The organism is Streptococcus suis S735, assembly GCF_000294495.1.
In the GTDB taxonomy this organism is placed as follows: Bacteria; Bacillota; Bacilli; order Lactobacillales; family Streptococcaceae; genus Streptococcus; species Streptococcus suis.
Genome location: NC_018526.1, coordinates 252,691 through 274,445 on the forward strand (window position 1 = coordinate 252,691; position 21,755 = coordinate 274,445).

A 21,755-nucleotide genomic window follows, 5' to 3' on the forward strand; every position below is an offset into this window, starting at 1 on the left:
AAAAGAGGCTAGAATATGTCAGATGTTATTGCTTTTGGCTATGGAAGCAGTCGAGCGAAGATGCAGCTCAAGCGGCTCAATCGTCATGGAATCATCGCAGGTGCGACAGGTACAGGGAAGACCGTGACCTTAAAGGTCTTGGCAGAGCAGTTGAGTGATGCGGGAATTCCCGTCTTTCTATCGGACATCAAGGGTGATTTGAATAGTTTGGTTGCGGCCAATACCAAGGAGATTGATCCTAGTCGTCTAGAGAAGACTCATTATCTTGACTATAGCCCAGTCGGTTATCCAGTTGAGTTGTGGGATGTCTTGGGGGAAAATGGGACTCCTATCCGCATGACTATTTCAGAGCTGGGACCTGTCCTACTGACACGTTTGTTGGGCTTGAATGATACTCAGGAGTCCATCCTGAATATTGTTTTCAGCGTGGCAGACGAGCGTGGTCTGCTCTTGATTGATTTGATGGACTTGCGGGCTATGTTAAACTTTGTGGCTGAAAATGCGGCAGAGCTGAGCCAGTATTATGGAAATATTCCAGCTCGTTCGGTCGGTGCTATCTTGCGTAGTCTGGTTGTTTTGGAGCAACAAGGTGGTAAGATTTTCTTCGGTGAGCCAAGCCTTGATATTGCTGATTTGATGCGTACGGCAGAAGATGGTCGTGGTGTTATTAACGTCCTTCAAGCTACTCAGCTATTTAATCAGCCAACATTATATTCAACGGTTCTTCTCAGCCTCTTATCAGAACTCTATGAAGTCTTGCCTGAGGTGGGCGATTTGGACAAGCCTAAGATGGTCTTCTTCTTTGACGAGGCTCATGTTCTCTTCAAAGATGCTCCAAAAGTTCTTCTTGAAAAGATTGAATTGATTGTCCGTTTGATTCGTTCAAAAGGTGTAGGTGTCTTCTTTGTAACGCAGAATCCGACGGATATTCCTGATAGCGTGGCAGCCCAGTTGGGTAACCGCATCCAACATGGTCTTCGCGCCTTTACACCAAAAGAGCTCAAGACAGTTGCTACTGTCGCTGAAACCTTCCGTCAAGAAGGTGATGAGGATTTGGCCAAGGTCATTCAGGAGTTGCAAGTGGGGGAAGCTGTTGTGTCTACCCTTCAAGCAGATGGTACACCAAGCTTTGCGGATCGGGTTTTGATTTATCCACCAAAGAGTATGCTGGGAACGGTGGAGCCAAGCGCCCTCTTGTCAGTTATCAATAATTCTCCTTTGATGGAAAAATATGCTGACGCGGTCAATCGTGAATCAGCCCATGAGCAGATTTTAGCCATGACAGAGGCTAAAGAAGCCGAACTCATCAAAAAAGCAGAGCAGGCCGAGGCGGAAAAACAGGCAGAAAAAGAAGCTAAGGCAGCCGCAAAAATGGAAGAGAAAGCCCAGAAAGAAGCAGCTAAAACTGCACAAAAAACTAGTCAGCCAGCCAGTCGCAAAACAGACTCTATGATGGATCGTTTTACCAAGAACCTGATGAGTCAGGTCGGACGGGAAGTTGGGCGCGTGGTAACTCGTGGCATTATGGGCATGTTAAAAGGGAAATAAACGACTAGACTGGGAAGGAAACTTCTCAGTTTTTTATCTAGACAAAGTTCTTGCCAGATGCCACAAAATTCGTTAAAATAAACACAAATCACTAGTTAGTAAGGAGTTGCCATGACTGATCAATTGCAGGCATTATTGAAAGACTATCAGCCCCAGCCATTGGGTGAAAAACGTTCTTATGCAGTTTTCTTGCCCTTAGTCTGGTCAGACAATCAGTGGCAGGTCTTATATGAGATTCGGAGCGAGTCCATTTCTCAACCGGGAGAAGTTTCCTTTCCAGGTGGCGGAGTAGAGGTAGGAGAAACGCCACAGCAAGCGGCCGTTCGGGAGGTTATGGAGGAACTAAATATTCAACCTGAACAAATTGATATACTCGGAGAAATTGATTATTTGGTTTTGGAGTGCTCAACCGTTCATTGCTTCGTTGGACGGTTAAATCTTGATTGGACGACTATCCTTCCTAATGAAGAGGTTGCTCGGATATTTACAGTGCCTCTATCAACTCTATTAACAACTCAGCCAGTCTATTATCAACTGGATTCACAGATTGTCCCAGATTGTGACTTTCCCTTTGAACGTTTGAGAGGTGGGGTTGACTATCCTTTCAGTCATCACAAACGCTCGGTTCCCTTTTATGAAAATCTATCAGAAAATATCTGGGGAATGACCGCCCAATTTACCCATCGGTTTACGGAAATAGTGAAAAGTAATCTATCGTGAAATGATAGGTTATTTTTGGGAGGAAAAACCAGCCTTTGCGATATGTATCAACGAAAAAAATGGAGACAAAGCTCAATGTGAACCAATGTATATAAAAACACAAAAAAAACAGATGCATGGCAGATAAAAGATAGCTATGGCTGGTATACTTGGTACGGTCCATATTTTGAAGTACCATCATCTATCCAGGAATGCGACAACATTCATGTAAACGCATTCAGTGCTTGTTGTCATTTCCAGTAGGTGAGTGGGAAAATGTATAAATCTATATTTTAAGAAGGAGCCAATTATGAGCAAGCAGAAAGTTGTGTCCAGTTTATTATTAAGCACAGTCGTATTAGGGGGATTAGCCTTTTATTCAACGACAACGGTTAAAGCAGAATCGCTAGAACCAGATGTTACATCAGTTAATGCAAGCGATGCTACTAATAAACCGGTAGTACCAAATGAAGAGGGAGGCGACTTTTTAGCTGAAGAGGAGCTTGAAGATGATGACACTTTGGAAGAAGAATTAAATGAGAAAGCCGAAGAGGTTACTGAGCCATCTTCACCTGAAGCACTTCTCCAACCTCGTGCGATGATGAGTGATTCTGAAACTAGTGGTATGGAAGAAATTCCGATGAATGATGAACCTTCAGATAATACGGAAGAAAAGGTAGAGAAGCAACAGTCGCCATTAATTCAAACCTCAAATGCAGATTATAAAAGTGGTAAAGATCAAGAGAAACTTAGGACATCAGTATCTATAAATCTGTTGAAGGCGGAAGAAGGTCAGATTCAGTGGAAAGTAACTTTTGATACAAGCGAATGGTCTTTTAATGTTAAACATGGGGGTGTTTATTTTATTCTTCCAAATGGTTTGGACTTAACAAAGATTGTTGATAATAATCAACATGATATAACAGCCTCCTTCCCTACGGATATTAATGATTACAGAAATTCTGGTCAAGAAAAATATCGTTTCTTTAGTAGTAAACAAGGTCTTGACAACGAAAATGGTTTTAATTCTCAATGGAACTGGTCTGCTGGTCAAGCTAATCCTAGTGAAACAGTAAACAGTTGGAAATCAGGCAATCGTTTGTCTAAGATTTATTTCATAAATCAAATAACAGATACTACCGAATTGACCTATACTTTAACTGCTAAGGTAACTGAACCAAATCAGCAATCATTCCCTCTTCTGGCAGTGATGAAGAGCTTTACGTATACAAACTCTAAGAGTACAGAGGTTACTTCGCTAGGTGCACGTGAGATTACCCTTGAGAAAGAAAAAACTCTACCACCTAAGGAGAATCCAAAACCAGAGCCAGAAGCTCCAAAACCAGACGCTCCACAAGCGCCATCAGCACCGGAATCTCCAACGGAAGAACCTAAGAAGGAAGACGCTCCAGCGCCATCGACTCCGGAAAAACAACCAGAAGTACCGGAATCACCAAACCCAGAGACACCAGACGCGCCATCGACTCCAAAAGATGAGCCGCAAGTTCCATCAATCCCAGAGGAGCAACCAAAAGAGACTCCAGCGCCAGAAGAACCTAAGAAGGAAGATACTCCGCAAACACCACAAGCGCCATCAACTCCTAAAGAGGAAGCACCGAAGGAAGAAGTTCCAACACCACCGGCTCCATCAGTACCAGAAGAGCAACCAAAAGAAACTCCAACACCAGAAGTTCCAAAACAAGAAGATGTTCAACCGGAAGCGCCAAAATCTGATAAAGTAGAATCTGACAAACAAATGCCAGAAACTAAGAAACCAGATATGAAGCAACCGAAGGCAGACGACATGCCTAAGGAACAAAAGCCGAAAGCCGACGAGCCAAAGGCAGAGCAACCACAAATGGACAAACCACAAATGGAAGCTCCTAAGAAAGATTCGGAAGCGCCAAAATCTGATAAAGTAGAAACTGACAAGCAATTGCCAGAAACTAAGCAACCAGATATGAAGCAACCGAAGGCAGACGACATGCCTAAGGAACAAAAACCGAAAGCCGACGAGCCAAAGGCAGAGCAACCACAAATGGACAAACCACAAATGGAAGCTCCTAAGAAAGATTCGGAAGCACCAAAATCTGATAAAGTAGAAACTGACAAACCAATGCCAGAAACTAAACAACCAGATATGAAGCAACCGAAGGCAGATAAACCAGAAGCAGAGAAAGCTCAAATGCCACGGACAGAGGGTATGAAGCCTGAATCTAAGGCTTCAATGATGCCAAAAGCAGAGGCACCAAAAGCAACTTTGCCAAATACAGGCGAAGCAAGTAGCGCAATAGGCTGGCTAGGTGGTGCTTTAGCCACTCTTGCCACAGGCTTGTATCTATTCAAAAACAAAAAAGAAGAATAGTCATTATTGAATAAGATATAAGAACTTCCCTCTTCTAAGTTCATAAAAGACTCCAGATCATCGCTGTAGAAGCCTTGGTTTGGAGTCTTTTTGTTAAATATTCTTAGAAAATAACAAAATAGATAAATATTAGATACCCTCTAGAAAAAATTTAGTTTAGGATGTTATACTAACGCTAAAACAATAATATCAATTTTTGAAAATACTAGATTGGAATAAAAATCTAATCGCCATATTTTAGAACCTGTACTTACAAGTAAAGAGCTTTTATGTAAGAGATAGTTTTTCGCTAATCAAGTTAATTTTTTGAGGGAATGCTGGCTGTATTTTGAAAAAACGAACGATGAGTAGCTTAAAAATGCCTTAGATGGGAGTGCTAACCTGTAAATACAGGTTCTTAGTAAATTGAAGTAAATAGAGTAAAGGAGCACATTATGAGCAAACAAAAAGTTGTGACAAATCTATTGCTTAGTACAGCTGTACTAGGTGGTTTTCTAATATGTCACGCACCATCTGTAAGCGCAGAAACAGGCAATCTTCAAGAAATACCTACTGAATCTGCTACGGTTAGCTCAGAAAATCAAACTGCGACCGCAGTCGATGGAATTTCACCTACGGATAACCAATTACCTACGTCAGAAGAGGGTGATAAACAGGCTCCAGAAGAAAAACTAGTTTCTAGCGATTCTACGAGAGAAGAAAGTGCTACGCAGGTAGCGACAGATCCGGATGCACCATCTCAATCATTAAGTGTGTCAGGGGCGGAAATTTCAACGGCAGATTCAAATATTCAACAAGCCGAAGAGAAACTGATTCAAGAATCGAATTATTATAGATTTGACACGCATCAAGGTGAACAGATTAGGAAGGCAGTATCTATAGAAAAAATATCGGCAGATAATGACGAAATTAAGTGGAAAGTAACTTTTGATAGAAAAAATTGGACCTTTAGTGGAGAGGGGAGTGGCTATTACTTTATTCTTCCAAAAGGCTTACAATTAACCAAAATTATTGATAGCCAGTCTGAAGAGGATATTTTCAATAAGTTCCCTAAGGATGTCAATAGTGAGGCAAATTCTGGCGGGCAGCCGTATCGCTTTTTTAGTAGAGAAAAAAATGCTAATAATGATGAGCGTAGTTTTGAAAGTCAGTGAGGTTGGTCTGTTGGACGTGTAGGAGGAGAGCTAGAAAAATGGAAGGAAGAAAGTTCCAGCATCTATTTTCTACAAGTACAGCGAGATTCCGTTGCTAAAGAAAAAGCGACATATGAACTGACGGCACAGGTGACAAATCGAGAAATGCAGACTTTCCCGGTTTTAGCTGTGGTGAAGAATTTTAAAGAGCGAATATTTTTCTCCAGAGATGAGATTACTTCTGCTGCTGGTTTGAGATTAAAGGTATCGGAAAGTGCTAAGCCAAATAATGAAGGGATTACTATTATCGGAGATTCATCTCCAGAAAGCGACAGGACTCCTGAACCGCGGGGAGATAGGACTCCGGATATAGATGTACCAAAGGCAGAGGTTCCAAAAGTTGAGCAACCAAAACCAAAGGCCCCTGAAGTTCAACTGCCTGCTCCTAAGGCTCCGGAATCTGTGCCACCAAAAGTAATGCCTCCAGCCCCCAAAGTTCCAGACGTTAAGACGCCAAAAGTTGAGTACCCTGATACAGATGCTCCTGAGATTGAGTCACCAAAAGCTCCTGAAACTGAACGACCAGAAGTCTTACCACCGACGCCAAAAGTCCCAGAAGTTGAGGTTCCGAAAGTAATTCCACCGACCTCAAAAGTTCCAGAAGCTGAGCTACCGAAAGTTGAGCAGCCAAAACCGAAGGTTCCAGAAGTTCACCTTCCTGCTCCTAAGTCTCCGGAAACTGAGCCACCCAAAGTAATGTCCCCAGCCCCCAAAGTTCCAGACGTTAAGACGCCAAAAGAGGCGCCTCTGCCACCAAAAACTCCGGGCGTTGAGGTTCCGAAAGTAATTCCACCGACCCCAAAAGCCCCAGAAGTTGAGGTTCCGAAAGTAACACCACCGACCTCGAAAGTTCCAGAAGTTGAGACACCGAAAGTTGAGCAGCCAAAACCGAAGGTTCCAGAAGTTCACCTTCCTGCTCCTAAGTCTCCAGAAGTTGAGGTTCCGAAAGTAACACCACCAACCTCAAAAATTCCAGACGTTAAGACGCCAAAATCTCCGGAAGTTGCGCACCCAGAAGTTGAGAAACCCGCCGGAATCCAACCAGAAAAGGGTCAACCTGAGGTTAATAAACCCAATATTATCCATTCGGAGGTGCTTCAATCCGAAGTTAAGAAAACGGAATCTGGAGTTTCAATGGCTCCAAAGGTAGGAATACAAAAAGAGACTTTACCAAATACGGGTGAAACGAGCAACACCCTAGTATGGCTAGGTGGTGCTCTAGCTACCCTTGCATCAAGTTTGTATCTTTTCAAACAACACAGGCAAAGAGAAGAGGAATGATTTTACGCTAATGCTATATTTTTGGAACGCCAATAAGGCTTATCTACCATGGACTAAGAAAATTTAGAACAGTTGTAAATAGAAAACGTTCCAAAATCTGAACTGCACCCCAAAAGTTAGAGGTGAAATCTAATTTTTGAGGTGCTTTTCTTGTAAGGTCAAGACACAAAGACAAGATTGAAATTTATCGTTTGCAATGATATGAAGGAGTTGGTTATATATTTTGTTTTATCAATACTAGTTTGAATGTTATTCGAGAATTTGTAGGACATTCTGAGGATGGTAAGGAGATAGTGAAAATCTATCTTCATGTAATACAAAAAGGAAAACGTAAGATTGAACAGGCTATGCTAGATTTAGCAGAAATTATCATTTGATTTATTTTAATCAGTTAAAATTCAGTTATTTTGTCAAAAACAAAAGAAAAAAGCCTTTGAAACGTTGATTTCATAGGCTTTCTGTATGTTGTCTTATTTTACCTCAGTAAAAATCACGTGCTTACGCAATTTTGGTGAGTATTTTTTCAATTGAAGACGGTCTGGAGTGTTACGTTTGTTTTTTGAAGTAAGGTACAAACGCTCACCAGATTCTTTGTGTTCAAGTGTAATATTTACGCGCATGGTATCTCCCTTCTATTATTCAGCTGAAGCAGCCTTGGCAATTTTACGTCCTTTGTAGTATCCTTTCAAAGATACACGGTGTGAACGTGAGTAATCTCCAGTAGTTTCATCAAATTTCACAGTTGGAGCTGCTACTTTATAGTGAGTACGACGTTTGTTTTTCTTCGCTTTTGAAGTGCGACGTGCAGGTACTGCCATTTCTTTCTTCCTCCATTAAATGTCAGGGTCAAGCCCTTTTTAAATCTAAAAATAGTGCGTATGACTTTCGCCAACTTTAACAGTATAACAAAAGTTTTTTGTAAAGTAAAGTTACTTGACAGATTTTTTTCACTTTTTTGGAAAATAGCAGAGCATTTATGGTAAAATAAGGAGGATTGCAAGGCTCGACTGGTAGAGTTTGAGCCCTTATGACTTAATTTGGAAAGGAAGAAGCACAACTTCGAGCGATATAAGTTGGCTCTATACACTTTATTATGAAACTACAAAAACCAAAGGGAACACAGGATTTACTACCGCAGGATTCTGCCAAATGGCAGTACGTGGAAAACTTTACCCGCAGCATTTTCAAACAGTACAATTACGCTGAGATTCGCACACCAATCTTTGAGCATTACGAGGTGATCAGCCGTTCGGTTGGCGATACGACGGACATTGTGACCAAGGAGATGTACGATTTCTATGACAAGGGAGAGCGTCATATCACCCTCCGTCCAGAAGGGACGGCACCGGTTGTTCGCTCCTATGTAGAGAACAAGCTGTTTGCTCCAGAAGTACAAAAACCTGCTAAGTTCTATTACATGGGCCCAATGTTCCGCTATGAGCGTCCGCAGGCAGGTCGTCTCCGTCAGTTCCACCAGATTGGTGTGGAGTGCTTTGGTTCCAATAACCCAGCGACAGACGTAGAAACCATTGCTATGGCCTATCACTTCTTTGAAGAGTTGGGGATCAAGGACATTCGCCTCCACCTCAACAGTCTGGGCAATCCAGAGAGCCGTGCTGCCTACCGTCAGGCTTTGATTGACTATCTGACGCCGCTCAAGGAACAGTTGTCTAAAGATAGCCAGCGCCGTCTAGAAGAAAATCCTTTGCGTGTGTTGGATTCCAAGGAAAAAGAAGACAAGGTTGCTGTGGAAAATGCACCGTCCATCTTGGACTATCTAGATGAAGAAAGTACAGTCCACTTCGAGGCAGTCAGGTCCATGCTGGACAACCTAGGCATTACTTACACAATTGACACCAACATGGTACGCGGTTTGGACTACTATAACCATACTATTTTCGAGTTTATGACAGAAGTGGGTGGCAATGACCTGACCATCTGTGCCGGTGGACGTTACGACGGTTTGGTGACCTACTTTGGTGGACCAGAAACGCCAGCTTTTGGCTTTGGTATGGGCATTGAGCGCCTCATCCTAGTCCTTGAAAAGCAAGGCATCGAGCTCCCTCTCGATACCCAGTTAGATGTTTACATCGCGGTTTTGGGTCAGGAGGCCAATGGCGGAGCGCTTGATCTTGTTCAAGCCATTCGCAAGCAAGGTTTCCGTGCAGAACGTGACTATCTGGACCGCAAGCTCAAGGCCCAGTTTAAGTCAGCAGATGTCTTTGGAGCCAAGGCTATCATTACCCTGGGTGGTAGCGAAATTGAATCTGGACAGGTTGTGGTCAAAAATAACCAGACAAGAAGTCAAGTTGAAACAAGCTTGGAAGCACTTAAAACAGATTTTGCAAGTATTTTAGAAGAATTGGAGAAGCAGTAGTCTAAAGCTGCTTCTTTTTATTTTAGAAAGCAAAAAAGAAGCGATTGGATAATCACTTCTTGAAAATAGTGGAGAACGCATTAGTGTGAGTGGCAGAAGTCTAAGACCATACGACCTTGGATAGTACCGGCAACCATTTCATTGAAGACTGCTTCGGCATCTTCGACAGGGCGTTTTTGAACGACTGGAACAACTAGTCCCATAGCACCGAAGTGGAAGACCTCTTCTAAATCTTTACGAGTACCAACTAGTGAGCCGACCACTTTGATACCGTCTAGCACAGTCTTCACGATACTGAGGTCCATGTATTCAGATGGAAGTCCGACAGCTACTACATATCCACCAGCACGAACACTGTCAATAGCTTGGTTGAAGGCTACTTTGGAAACAGCTGTTACAACAGTAGAGTGTACACCGCCACCAGTAATTTCTTTAATATATCCAGGAACATCTTCTACTTCAAGTCCGTTGATCGTCACATCTGCACCAACTTCTTTGGCGAGTTCCAATTTATCATTATTGATGTCTACGGCGATAACATGAGCGTTGAAGACTTTTTTAGCGTATTGTACAGCAAGGTTTCCAAGTCCACCAGCACCATAGATAGCAATCCATTGACCTGGTTCCAAGTGAGCTTCTTTAATCGCTTTGTAGCAAGTAACGCCAGCACAAGTGATAGAACTTGCTTGAGCTGGATCAAGACCTTCTGGAACTTTTACTGCATAGTCCGCTGTTACAATACATTGCTCAGCCATACCACCGTCAACAGAGTAGCCTGCATTTTTTACGGTACGGCAGAGAGTTTCGCGACCGGTTGTACAATATTCACACATACCACAGCCTTGGAAGAACCAAGCAACGCTGACACGGTCACCAACTTTTAGACTGGTAACACCAGGTGCGATTTCTGTAACAATACCGATTCCTTCGTGACCAAGAACGCGACCAGGAACCTTACCAAAATCACCATTGGCAACGTGGAGGTCAGTGTGACAAACACCACAGTACTCAATTTGGACCAAAGCCTCACCAGCTTCGAGTGGACGAAGTTCCTTTTCGACAACGACAACACCAGTAGATTCTGGATTTACAACGACTGCTTTCATAAGCAGACCTCCTGTTTTAATATTTTATGTACATTTTTGGATGTGTTAATATAGTTGTTTTATATTGTTAAGAATATCACAATGTGAACAAAAATGCAAGAGTAGAAAAGGAGGGACAAATGAATATAAAATTGAAAATTATCACGTAATTACTACAAAATTTTCAAAAAAATCTATTTACATGGAAGCGTTTTCTTGATAAACTAGTATCGTAAATGTTAGAGAAAGAATAAATGATAAAGATTTGTCTTACTTTATGTATTTTTCGACCAAACAAAGCAGAAACAAATCTGAACGTTTTCTGAAAACAGGAAAAAGTAAGCGCTTTCCAAAACAAAACAGAAAAAATGTGAAAAAATTAACAATTTCTCTTTACAAATAAAATAAAAAATAGTAGAATAACATTGTGAAAAAGTTAACAAATAGTTAGCAAGTATATTTGGAGGAACACAATGGCTGATAAAAAAGTAGTATCACCAGAAGAAAAGTTGGTAGAAGCGCGCAAGCACGTCGATGAGCTTGTTCAAAAAGGTTTGGTTGCTCTTGATGAGTTCCGTAAACTTGGTCAAGAAGAAGTAGACTATATTGTAGCGAAAGCTTCGGTTGCGGCCCTTGATAAACATGGCGAATTGGCAATGCACGCCTTTGAAGAAACCAAACGTGGTGTATTCGAAGACAAGGCTACTAAGAACTTGTTTGCCTGTGAGCACGTTGTCAATAACATGCGCCATACAAAAACAGTTGGTGTCATCGAGGAAGATGATGTAACAGGTTTGACTTTGATTGCTGAGCCGGTCGGTGTTGTTTGTGGTATCACACCAACAACAAACCCAACTTCTACAGCAATCTTTAAATCATTGATTGCCTTGAAGACACGTAATCCAATTGTCTTTGCCTTCCACCCATCTGCGCAAGAATCTTCTGCTCATGCAGCTCGTGTTGTCTATGAAGCAGCTGTGGCAGCTGGTGCCCCTGAAAACTGTATCCAGTGGGTAACAAAACCATCTATGGAAGCAACGTCTGAGTTGATGAAACATGATGGTATTGCAACAATCCTTGCAACTGGTGGTAACGCAATGGTGCGTGCAGCTTACTCTTGTGGTAAACCTGCCCTTGGTGTAGGTGCAGGTAACGTTCCAGCCTATGTTGAAAAATCAGCAAACATCCGTCAGGCAGCACATGACATCGTTATGTCTAAGTCATTTGACAACGGTATGGTCTGTGCGTCAGAACAAGCGGTTATCATTGATAAAGAAGTTTACGATGAGTTTGTAGCAGAATTCAAATCTTACAAAACTTACTTCGTTAATAAGAAAGAAAAAGCTCTTCTTGAAGAATACTGCTTCGGTGTGAAAGCTAACAGCAAAAACTGTGCTGAAGGTAAATTGAACGCAGACATCGTTGGTCGCCCAGCTGCATGGATCGCTGAGCAGGCCGGCTTCTCAGTACCAGAAGGTACAAACATCTTGGCAGCTGAGGTTGCTGAAATCGGTGAGAAAGAACCATTGACTCGTGAGAAATTGTCACCTGTTATTGCCGTCTTGAAAGTTGAAGGTCGTGCAGAAGGTCTTGAAGCAGCTCGCCAAATGGTTGAATTCCACGGTCTCGGTCACTCTGCAGCTATTCATACGGAAGACGCAGAATTGGCGAAAGAGTTTGGTACAATCGTACGTGCTATCCGTGTTATTTGGAACTCTCCATCTACTTTCGGTGGTATCGGTGATGTTTACAACGCATTCTTGCCATCATTGACACTTGGTTGTGGTTCTTACGGACGCAACTCAATCAGTGATAACGTAAGTGCTATGAACTTGCTCAACATCAAGAAAGTAGGAAGACGTAGAAATAATATGCAATGGTTTAAAGTTCCTTCTAAAACATACTTCGAACGTGACTCTATCCAATATCTCCAAAAATGCCGTGACGTTGAACGTGTCATGATCGTTACAGACCGTGCCATGGTAGAACTTGGATTCCTAGATCGTATCATCGAACAATTGGACCTTCGTCGTAATAAAGTTGTTTATCAAATCTTCTCAGACGTTGAGCCAGATCCAGACATCACAACGGTTTATAAAGGTACAGAATTGATGCGTACCTTCAAACCAGATACAATCATCGCACTCGGTGGTGGTTCACCAATGGATGCTGCCAAAGTTATGTGGCTCTTCTACGAACAACCAACAGTTGATTTCCATGACCTAGTTCAAAAATTCATGGATATCCGTAAACGTGCCTTCAAGTTCCCAGAACTTGGTAAGAAATCTAAGTTTATCGCGATTCCAACTACCTCAGGTACAGGTTCAGAAGTAACACCGTTCGCCGTAATCTCTGATAAAGCAAACAACCGTAAATACCCAATCGCTGACTACTCATTGACACCAACTGTGGCAATCGTTGACCCAGCACTCGTATTGACAGTACCTGTACACGTTACAGCAGATACTGGTATGGACGTATTGACTCACGCTACAGAAGCATACGTTTCAACAGTAGCTAACGACTTTACAGATGGTTTAGCACTTCAAGCTATCAAACTAGTATTTGAAAACCTTGAAAGCTCAGTGAAGAATGCTGACTTTGTATCACGTGAGAAAATGCACAACGCATCAACTATGGCAGGTATGGCCTTCGCCAACGCATTCCTAGGTATTTCTCACTCAATGGCTCATAAGATTGGTGGACGTTTCCATACCGTTCACGGTCGTACAAACGCTATCTTGCTTCCATACGTTATCCGCTACAACGGTACTCGTCCTGCCAAGACAGCTACATGGCCTAAGTACAACTACTATAAAGCAGATGAAAAATACCAAGACATCGCACGTCTTCTAGGCTTGCCATGCTCAACACCAGAAGAAGCTGTTGCAGCATACGCACAAGCAGTTTACGACCTCGGTGAACGCATCGGTATCCAAATGAATTTGAAAGCACAAGGTATCGACGAGAAAGAACTCAAAGAACACTCTCGCGAATTGGCTCTTCTTGCCTACGAAGATCAATGTACCCCAGCTAACCCACGTCTAGCAATGGTTGACCACATGCAAGAAATCATCGAGGATGCCTACTACGGTTACAAAGAACGTCCAGGTCGCATCAAGTAAGGATTTTCGTCACGATACATCGTTAAAGCTCCTTGCCTAACTTTAGTTATGCCTACGTCGCTTTGCCTTGTCTCGTTTAGAAAATCATTCCTTAGTGATTTAGATTCGCCTTCGTCAATCTGCCTAGAAAGGCTTAGGACTAGAAAAAGTCTAGGTAGGAGTAGTAAATCGTATCCTACTCAGTTGAACGGAGTAGGATTTATAGGTAAATTGCCTCCAAATATCGTAAGACAATCCTCTATTGAAAAATAGGGGATTGTTTGTTTAGAAATAATGGTGGAGATTCTGTAAAAAGCGAAAGTGGTTGGAAAGTTAGGGTTTAGCCGAGAAAAAGAGACTTTTCTATCTATCTTTCACAATTTTCTGTCAATTTGTGGTAGAATAGAAAAAATAGATTTTTTATGAGGGATACCATGACATTAGTATATCAATCAACACGCGATGCTAAAAATACTGTATCGGCTAGTCAAGCGATTTTGCAGGGCTTGGCGACCGACGGTGGTTTGTTTACACCGCTTTCTATTCCAACAGTTGACTTGGATTTTTCTGTTTTGAAAGATGCTTCTTATCAAGACGTTGCCAAGCTGATTTTGTCGGCTTTCTTGGATGATTTTACGGCAGATGAGTTGGACTACTGTATCAATAACGCCTACGACAGTAAGTTTGACACGTCAGTTATTGCCCCAGTGGTTAAGCTAAAAGGTCAGTACAACTTGGAGCTCTTCCGTGGCTCAACCATTGCCTTCAAGGATATGGCTCTGTCCATCCTCCCTTACTTGATGGCGACGGCGACTAAAAAGCACGGTTTGGAAAACGAAATTGTCATCCTGACCGCGACTTCAGGCGATACAGGCAAGGCAGCCATGGCTGGTTTTGCGGACGTTCCTGGCACACAAATCATTGTCTTCTATCCGCGTGACGGGGTATCTAAGGTCCAAGAATTGCAGATGACCACGCAGACAGGGGCTAATACCCACGTGGTGGCTATTGACGGTAACTTCGACGATGCCCAGACCAATGTCAAACACATGTTCAACGATGAGGCACTCCGTGCCAAGTTGGCGGCTAAGAAACTCCAGTTTTCATCTGCCAACTCTATGAACATCGGCCGCTTGGTGCCACAGATTGTTTACTATGTCTATGCCTACGCTCAGCTGGTTAAGACTGGTGAGATTGCGGCGGGCGACAAGGTCAACTTCACCGTTCCAACAGGAAACTTTGGAAACATCTTGGCAGCTTATTACGCCAAACAAATCGGTCTGCCAGTTGGCAAGCTCATCTGTGCGTCCAACGACAACAATGTCCTAACCGACTTCTTCGCGACAGGCGTTTACGATAAGAACCGTACCTTCCGCGTGACCACCAGTCCGTCCATGGACATCTTGGTGTCTTCTAACTTGGAGCGCTTGATTTTCCATCTCTTTGGCAATGACGCTGCAAAAACAGCTGAGCTGATGGAAGCCTTGAACACAGCTGGTCAGTATGACATTCAAGGGGCTGACGCGGAAATCCTCTCTCTCTTTGCTGCCGCCTTTGCGACGGAAGAAGAAACCGCTGCGGAAATCAAGCGTGTCTATGACGAGTCAGACTACATTGAAGATCCACATACGGCTGTTGCCTCAGCTGTCTATAAACAGTATGTGGAGCAAACAGGGGACCAAACTCCGACAGTGATTGCTTCTACAGCAAGTCCTTACAAGTTCCCTGTGGTTGCGGTAGAGGCGGTGACAGGCCAGTCAGGTTTGTCTGACTTTGAAGCCCTTGCAAAATTGCATGAGATTTCAGGTGTAGACTTGCCACCAGCTGTGGACGGCTTGGAAACGGCACCCGTCCGCCACAATACCGTCGTTGCAGCTGCCGATATGCAGACTGAAGTAGAACGCTATTTGGGTGTTTAATTTCGATTTATTTTATGACAAACTGCTCATTTTGAACAGTTTGTTTTCTTTTTGTGGTTTAAATTAAAATTTACAGATAATTCAAAGAATGATATACTATATAGGAATACTGAATAGTGAGGTGGATGATGGCACAAGAGCAGGAGAAAATCTCCAGAGAAAAGAAAAAAGCCCTCTTGAAGCGGCTCAAAGAACGCATCAAACCCAAGATGAAGCTGGTTTATTTGGCAGCCTTTCTATCATGGGTGCAATTTTTGATGCGGATTATTTCCTTTTATCTGATTGCTAAGGGCTTTGTGAGCTACTATGAGGGTGGTCAGGTTGATCTGGTACGCTTTGTCCTCATCTTGCTGGGGCTCAATGCTTTTGGCTATGGTGTGGCTCTGATTGCCAAGCGTTTGCAGGGGCTGGGCTCCCAGTTTGCACGGGATTCGCTCAAGCAGTCTTTCTTTGAGGTTCTTTTGGCCAAGGATGGTCAGTTTGCGTCCAAAGCGACGGCGGCGGATGTTTTTAACATCGCTTCTCAGGGGATTGATAGCCTGGATACCTACTATTCCTACTACATGGCTTCGTCCTTGCGGACCCAGTTCAACTGTGCGACGGTTCTCTTGCTGGTTTTTCTGATTTTCCCGCTGGGTGCAGTCATTTTCATCTTGGCCTTGCCTCTGATTCCCATTTCCATTATCGCTATGCAGAAGCGGTCCAAGCGGATCATGAATCGCTATTGGGGTTCCTATATGGATGTGGGCAATCTTTTCCTGGATGACCTCAAGGGCCTCAACACCCTCTATTCTTATCAGGCGGATGCCACCTACGAAAAGACCTTCAATGAACAGGCCGAGGACTTCCGCGATGCGACCATGGAGTTGCTCAGCTTTCAGTTGCAAGCGGTGGGCTACATGGATGCGGTCATGTATCTGGGGATTGGCTTGTCTGGTTTTGTGGCGGTCAATAGCCTAGCAGCAGGCAATTTGTCCCTCTTTAGTATGCTCTTCTTTGTCCTCATTGCGACGGAGTTTTTTGCACCCATACGGGAACAGGGCTACGGTATGCACTTGGTGATGATGAATACCAAGATGGCGGATCGCATTTTTGGTTTCTTGGACAGTATGACAGCGGAGCAGGAAATCGATTCTGTCCATGTGCCTGCTTTTGACAGTCTAAAACTAGAAGATTTGGCCTTTGCCTACGGAGAAAAGCCGGTCCTAGAAGATATTTCCATGACCATGCCGGCTGGTAAGGTATATGCTTTGGCCGGCGAGTCAGGGCAGGGGAAAACGACCTTGGCCCAGCTGCTCTTGGGACGCTTGCGGGCGGATAAGGGAGCTATTTACTTGGGTGAGCAGGAGATTTCAGGTATCAGTAAGCTTTCTCTGAATGAGCAGGTCCTCTATGTGTCGGGCCAGTCAACCTTGCTTAACCAGTCTATCTACCATAACTTGCGGATGGCTTGTGACTGGTCCAAGGAGGACATCTTGGCTTGGGCAGATCAGCATGGGGTCTTGCAGTTTGTCAAGAATCTGCCAGACGGTTTGGATACGATTGTGGGTGATGACGGTGCTTTCTTGTCGCCTGGTCAACGCCAGCAGGTTATCTGTGCCCGTGCGGTCTTGGCTAAACGCTCCCTTTATATCTTTGACGAGGTGACGTCCAGCGTCGATCAGGACAATGAAGGCTTGATTTACGACCTCATTGACTTGGTGGCCAAGGATGCGATTGTCATCATCATAACCCATAAGATGAAACAGGTGGAGCAGGCAGATGACATCCTCTTCCTGTCTGCGGAGGGAGCTGTGACAGGCAACTATGCCACGCTTTATCAGACTAGCTTGGCTTACGGTCAACTGGTCGATCAACAAAGAGAATTGGAGGAAGCAGTTTATGGATAAGAAAGAAATGCCAACACGAGTGCTGATTCCGAGACTCTTGCAGTCCATGAAGCACCTCTTGCCACGGATTGCGGTTGCGGTTTGCTTTGCGGTCTTGGGACAGGTGGTGACCATTGCTATTCCAGTTATGCTGGTCTATCTGGCTTTCAATGCCCTTACTGGCAATCCTGCTCCGCTATGGACCTTGGGAATCCTCATTCTCCTAGCTCTTTTACGTGGTGCCTTCCGCTATGGTGAGCATTACTTTGGTCATTATGTGGCCTTTCATACGCTGGCGGCTTACCGTCGCTTGATTTTCGCAAAATTGCGGGCCTTGGCTCCTGGGAAATTGGACCGGCAGGACAGCGGTAGCCTGCTTAAGATGATTGGGGAGGATATTGAGGCCTTGGAGGTTTTCTTTGCCCATACCATTGCCCCGATTTGTACAGGGATTTTGGTGGCTCTTGGTTTGACGGTCTATTTTGGTCTATCTAGTTGGGGTTTGGCTTTTCTGGCTCTGGTGACCTATGCTCTTTTAGCGATTGCTATTCCAAATCAGTTTGCTCAGCAGTTACAACCCTTGCTCAAGGAGCAAAATGCTAGCCGTAAGGGCTATGTGTCCTACTTTATTGAAAGTCTTAAGAGCATGAAGGATCTCATGCAGTTCCAGCAGACAGATGCTCGCTTCGCCAATCTGACTCAGAAAAGCCAAGAGGTCAATGGTCAGGAGAGAAGGGTCGCCCAGACCAACTTCATGCAGTATGCCGTCTCCTTCTTGGTGGTCGGCTTGTCTATCATGGGCTTTGCCTGGCTGACCTTCGACTTGGTGGGTAGTCAGAGTTTGGACTTAGCAACAGGAGTAGCCCTGCTGGTTTCTTTCATTAGCTCCTTTGCTCCCTTCTTGGAACTCAGCCGTCTGCCTCTTGGTTTCAAGCGGGCTATGAATGCTGGTCGCAACATCTATGCTCTTTTGGATGAAAAAGAAGCAGAGCGAACAGGTGAGCTTGTTGAGGTCAGCGTGACAGACATTGCTATTGAGCAACTGGACTTCGACTATGATGTCCGAGAAACAGGCCTTTATCGTAACCTGTCTGTCCAGTTTGAACAGGGAGGCATCATTGGTCTGGTTGGTGAGTCTGGTGCAGGAAAATCCACCTTGATGAAACTAATTATGCGGTGGTATGATTGGCAGCAAGGCCAAATCCGCCTGTCTGGCTTGGATAGTCGGCAGGTAGATAAGGCTCATTTGCAGGGGGCTTTTGCCTATGTACCACAGGTGCCACAAATCTTCCGCCAGACCATTCGGGAAAATCTTGTCTTGGGTCGTACGGATATATCGGATGAAACCATCATGGACTTGGCAGAAAAATGCCATATGAAAGAACGGATTTTGGCAGCACCGCAGGGCTTGGATACGCTTGTGGAGGCCAGTGATTTTTCAGCAGGAGAGGGGCAACGCTTGGAACTCATGCGGGCCCTGCTCAAAAATGCGGATTGCTATATCTTTGATGAGCCAACTAGTAACCTAGATTCGCTCAATGAAGCCCGCTTTATCCAACTGGTTAAGGAACACTGCCAGGGCATGGTCTTCTTGATTTCTCATAGAAGCTCGACCATGGCTTGTGCGGATACCATTTTCCGCTTGGAAGACGGACAATTAGTAAAGGAAAAATAAATGAAGAAATTACAAGTAAAAGATCTGATGGTAACAGGGGCTTTTGCTGCCCTCTACTTTGTTTGTGTTGGTCTAGGAACCTTGTTGAGCTTGGTTTTTGATCGTTCGGGTAATATGATGTATGCACCTGCGGGAGCAGCCCTTTTGGCAGGACCTGTTTATATGTTATTGGTAGCCAAGGTTGGTAAATTTGGTTCAATTAGTCTGGTTGGAGCAGTAATGGCCTGTTTCTTTTTCCTATCAGGCTATATGACAGCGGCCTTTCTCCCAAGTTTGACCTTTGGTTTTTTGGCAGAAATGGTAGCGAAGTCAGGTCACTATAAACAAAAATGGACCAATCTTTTTAGCTATATCATTTTCTCTTTTGGAAACTTAGGACCTATTATTCTTATGTGGTTCATGCGAGATGCCTATGAGGCCAATCTTTTGGCACGTGGAAAATCAGCAGAATACATCGCTCGTGTCATGCTTGATTTCACTCCAGAGAATGTGCTATGGTTGTCAACGACCATTATCTTAACAGCTCTTATCAGTGGTTTGTTTGGTCAATATATGCTTCAGCGCTATTTTAAACAATCAGGTTATCTTTCATGAAATTAGATGCTCGTACAAAAATTATTCTCGTCATCTTCACTAGTTTTACCTATGGGATGAGGCTTACAATATTAGAAAATGCAGTGCTGGTCTTAGGCCTTAGCCTGCTTTTCTGGTTTTCTGGAAAGCGGAAAATGGCTATAATGAGTCCGATAGCCTATTCTATTTTTTGTCTGTTGTCCTATATTACATTTTTACCAGCATGGCTGACGCATTTGTTACTTGTATTGACCTATACATGGCCTCCGCTTTTGGCAGGACATCTATTACTGATGACGACAAGTGGTTACGAACTCATTCATGGCTTGCGGAAATGGCACCTGCCAGAGGTATTTCTTTTGACGTTGGGAGTAATGTTTCGTTTCCTACCTGCCATTAAACAGGATGCTCGTACGATTTGTGCCTCTTTGAAGGTTAGAGGAATTTTTTTACGGAAGAGAGATGTGGTTTGTAAGCCACTCCAGTACATGGAGTTTTTCTTGGTTCCCTTGATGATGTCTCTCTTGCGAACAGCTCAGGAATTGACAGTAGCCAGTCTGACAAAAGGTTTGGCTGTGTCTACGAAATCACCTGCATATATTTGGTCGTCTTGGACCGTGCTAGATTGGAGTCTTTGTTTATGTTGTCTCGGTTTTCTGATTCTCGTCCGGCTGTGACGGTAAAAAATGTAGCATTAACTTATTCAGGAGCAGATAAACCAGCCTTGCAGATAGAGGATCTGACCATTCCAGAAGGACAGTGTGTTGTTTTATGTGGGCAGAGTGGTTCTGGGAAGTCTAGTTTTCTCAAGGTATTAAATGGTTTGACGCCAGAATATTATCCTGCTCAGCTTTCGGGACAAATTTTCTTAGGGGACTTGGATTTACAAAAATCTAGTCTGGAAGAAATATCTCGGCACATTGCTTCAGTCTTTCAGCATCCGTCTACTCAATTTTTTCATAGTCAGGTCTTGCAGGAATTGGTTTTCCCTTGTGAAAATCAGGGTTTGTCAAGAGAAGAAATCGAGAATCGCCTGGCTTGGGTTATGGAATTATTTGGTTTGGCTTCTCTTAGCCAGCGAACGATTTCCAGTCTATCAGGTGGTCAGCAACAACGTCTAGCCTTGGCCGTTGCAACTATGCAAGGGACAGATGTCTTGGTTTTAGATGAGCCGACTGCCAACCTAGATCAGGAAGGGATTGTGATTGTAGAGGACATCTTGAAAACTTTAAAAAGCCAAGGCAAGACCATTATTATTGCCGAGCATAGACTGTCTTATCTCAGTCAATTGGCAGATCGCTATTTATATTTTCAAGATGGGCAAGTGGTGACGGATTATCTAGCAGATGAGTTTTTAAGTCGGACAGAAGAATGCCGTCAGGATATGGGACTGCGTTGTTATGACTCGGAGCCTTATGGGCGGGCAATAGCGGAGCTGGCAGACCAGTTTGTTAATGATAAAGAGGGGTTACTTGTTGAAAATTTATCGGTAAGTCAGAAAGAGAATACTCTCTACGAGATTGAAAAACTCTGCTTGGCACCAGGACAGGTGGTGGGTTTGGTTGGAGCGAATGGTTCTGGAAAAACAAGCCTTGCTCGTTATCTGGTCGGTTTAGCGGAAGATAAGAAGAGTAGGATTTCTTGGCAAGGTCAAACCTTATCTAGTCGCCAGAGATTGGAAAAAACAGCCTTTGTTATGCAGGATGTTCGACTCCAACTATTTGCGGAAAGTGTTGAGCGAGAACTTACTCTTGGAAGGAAAAATAGAGCTGTCGATGAACATTTGGTGGCTCGTTTTGGTCTATCGGATTTGTTGGAGAGACATCCGGTCAGTTTATCGGGTGGTGAACAACAGCGCGTGATGATAGTAGCTAGCTTACTGGCAGATAAGGAAATTTTCATTTTTGATGAACCGACGAGCGGCTTGGATTTGAGACGAATGCAACAAGTTGCTTCCGCTTTAGTAGACTTAAAAATGAAGAATAAGTTGGTTTTGTTAATTTCTCACGATGAAGAGCTATTGAATCTGGTTTGTGATAAAATAGTAGATATTAAACAGTTGAAATAG

General features: G+C 43.7%; 16 protein-coding genes. 13 read left to right on the forward strand and 3 right to left on the reverse strand.

Going from position 1 to position 21,755, the window contains the following annotated elements; genetic code table 11:
• The first annotated feature begins 15 nt into the window (after positions 1-15).
• From YYK_RS01355 to YYK_RS01380, 5 genes are all read left to right on the forward strand, one after another.
• Positions 16-1,548, forward strand: a complete 1,533-nt coding sequence (locus YYK_RS01355) for a helicase HerA-like domain-containing protein (RefSeq protein ID WP_012774942.1) — start codon at positions 16-18, stop codon at positions 1,546-1,548.
• Positions 1,549-1,659: 111 nt separating this feature from the next.
• Positions 1,660-2,268, forward strand: coding sequence for an NUDIX hydrolase (locus YYK_RS01360; protein ID WP_011921852.1), 609 nt, complete (start codon positions 1,660-1,662; stop codon positions 2,266-2,268).
• 289 nt (positions 2,269-2,557) lie between these two features.
• Positions 2,558-4,612, forward strand: a complete 2,055-nt coding sequence (locus YYK_RS01370) for an LPXTG cell wall anchor domain-containing protein (RefSeq protein ID WP_012774944.1) — start codon at positions 2,558-2,560, stop codon at positions 4,610-4,612.
• Positions 4,613-5,046: 434 nt separating this feature from the next.
• Complete coding sequence (locus YYK_RS01375) at positions 5,047-5,766, forward strand: methyl-accepting chemotaxis protein (RefSeq protein ID WP_011921854.1); 720 nt, start codon at positions 5,047-5,049, stop codon at positions 5,764-5,766.
• A gap of 129 nt (positions 5,767-5,895) precedes the next feature.
• Positions 5,896-7,086, forward strand: a complete 1,191-nt coding sequence (locus tag YYK_RS01380) for an LPXTG cell wall anchor domain-containing protein (protein ID WP_011921855.1) — start codon at positions 5,896-5,898, stop codon at positions 7,084-7,086.
• A gap of 470 nt (positions 7,087-7,556) precedes the next feature.
• On the opposite strand, the gene rpmG is transcribed toward YYK_RS01380, so the two are convergent.
• Complete coding sequence (gene rpmG / locus YYK_RS01385) at positions 7,557-7,706, reverse strand: 50S ribosomal protein L33 (RefSeq protein ID WP_002262412.1); 150 nt, start codon at positions 7,704-7,706, stop codon at positions 7,557-7,559.
• Positions 7,707-7,721: 15 nt separating this feature from the next.
• Positions 7,722-7,904, reverse strand: coding sequence for a 50S ribosomal protein L32 (gene rpmF / locus YYK_RS01390; RefSeq protein ID WP_002937589.1), 183 nt, complete (start codon positions 7,902-7,904; stop codon positions 7,722-7,724).
• 275 nt (positions 7,905-8,179) lie between these two features.
• Between rpmF and hisS the strand changes: the two genes are divergently transcribed.
• On the forward strand, positions 8,180-9,463 hold the full coding sequence (gene hisS, locus YYK_RS01395) for a histidine--tRNA ligase (protein WP_011921857.1): 1,284 nt from the start codon (positions 8,180-8,182) through the stop codon (positions 9,461-9,463).
• A gap of 80 nt (positions 9,464-9,543) precedes the next feature.
• Here hisS and adhP read toward each other — a convergent pair whose 3' ends face one another.
• A complete protein-coding gene (adhP, locus tag YYK_RS01400) occupies positions 9,544-10,569 on the reverse strand; it encodes an alcohol dehydrogenase AdhP (protein ID WP_014917196.1) in 1,026 nt (341 codons plus the stop codon).
• Positions 10,570-11,021: 452 nt separating this feature from the next.
• Here adhP and adhE point away from each other — a divergent pair, with 452 nt between their 5' ends.
• The 7 genes from adhE (at position 11,022) to YYK_RS01435 (ending at position 21,755) form a co-directional block, all read left to right on the forward strand.
• Positions 11,022-13,673 (forward strand): bifunctional acetaldehyde-CoA/alcohol dehydrogenase, encoded by a 2,652-nt coding sequence (adhE, locus tag YYK_RS01405; protein ID WP_014917197.1) that lies wholly within the window; start codon positions 11,022-11,024, stop codon positions 13,671-13,673.
• Between the two features lie 413 nt (positions 13,674-14,086).
• The gene (thrC, locus tag YYK_RS01410) at positions 14,087-15,571 is read left to right on the forward strand and encodes a threonine synthase (RefSeq protein WP_012774945.1); all 1,485 of its coding nucleotides are present in this window, start codon (positions 14,087-14,089) and stop codon (positions 15,569-15,571) included.
• A gap of 128 nt (positions 15,572-15,699) precedes the next feature.
• Entirely contained in the window at positions 15,700-17,460 is a 1,761-nt protein-coding gene (locus tag YYK_RS01415) for an ABC transporter ATP-binding protein/permease (RefSeq protein ID WP_012774946.1), read from the forward strand.
• Positions 17,453-19,114: an amino acid ABC transporter ATP-binding/permease protein gene (locus YYK_RS01420; RefSeq protein ID WP_012774947.1), complete on the forward strand. Its 1,662-nt coding sequence runs from the start codon at positions 17,453-17,455 to the stop codon at positions 19,112-19,114. Before YYK_RS01415 ends, YYK_RS01420 begins: the two co-directional genes overlap by 8 nt.
• A complete protein-coding gene (locus tag YYK_RS01425; protein ID WP_011921864.1) occupies positions 19,115-19,708 on the forward strand; it encodes an MptD family putative ECF transporter S component in 594 nt (197 codons plus the stop codon).
• Positions 19,705-20,364 (forward strand): energy-coupling factor transporter transmembrane component T, encoded by a 660-nt coding sequence (locus YYK_RS01430; protein ID WP_011922621.1) that lies wholly within the window; start codon positions 19,705-19,707, stop codon positions 20,362-20,364. The genes YYK_RS01425 and YYK_RS01430 overlap by 4 nt, the downstream gene beginning before the upstream one ends.
• Positions 20,328-21,755 carry an ABC transporter ATP-binding protein gene (locus tag YYK_RS01435; protein WP_012774948.1) on the forward strand — a complete coding sequence of 476 codons (1,428 nt, stop codon included), beginning with the start codon at positions 20,328-20,330 and terminating at the stop codon, positions 21,753-21,755. Before YYK_RS01430 ends, YYK_RS01435 begins: the two co-directional genes overlap by 37 nt.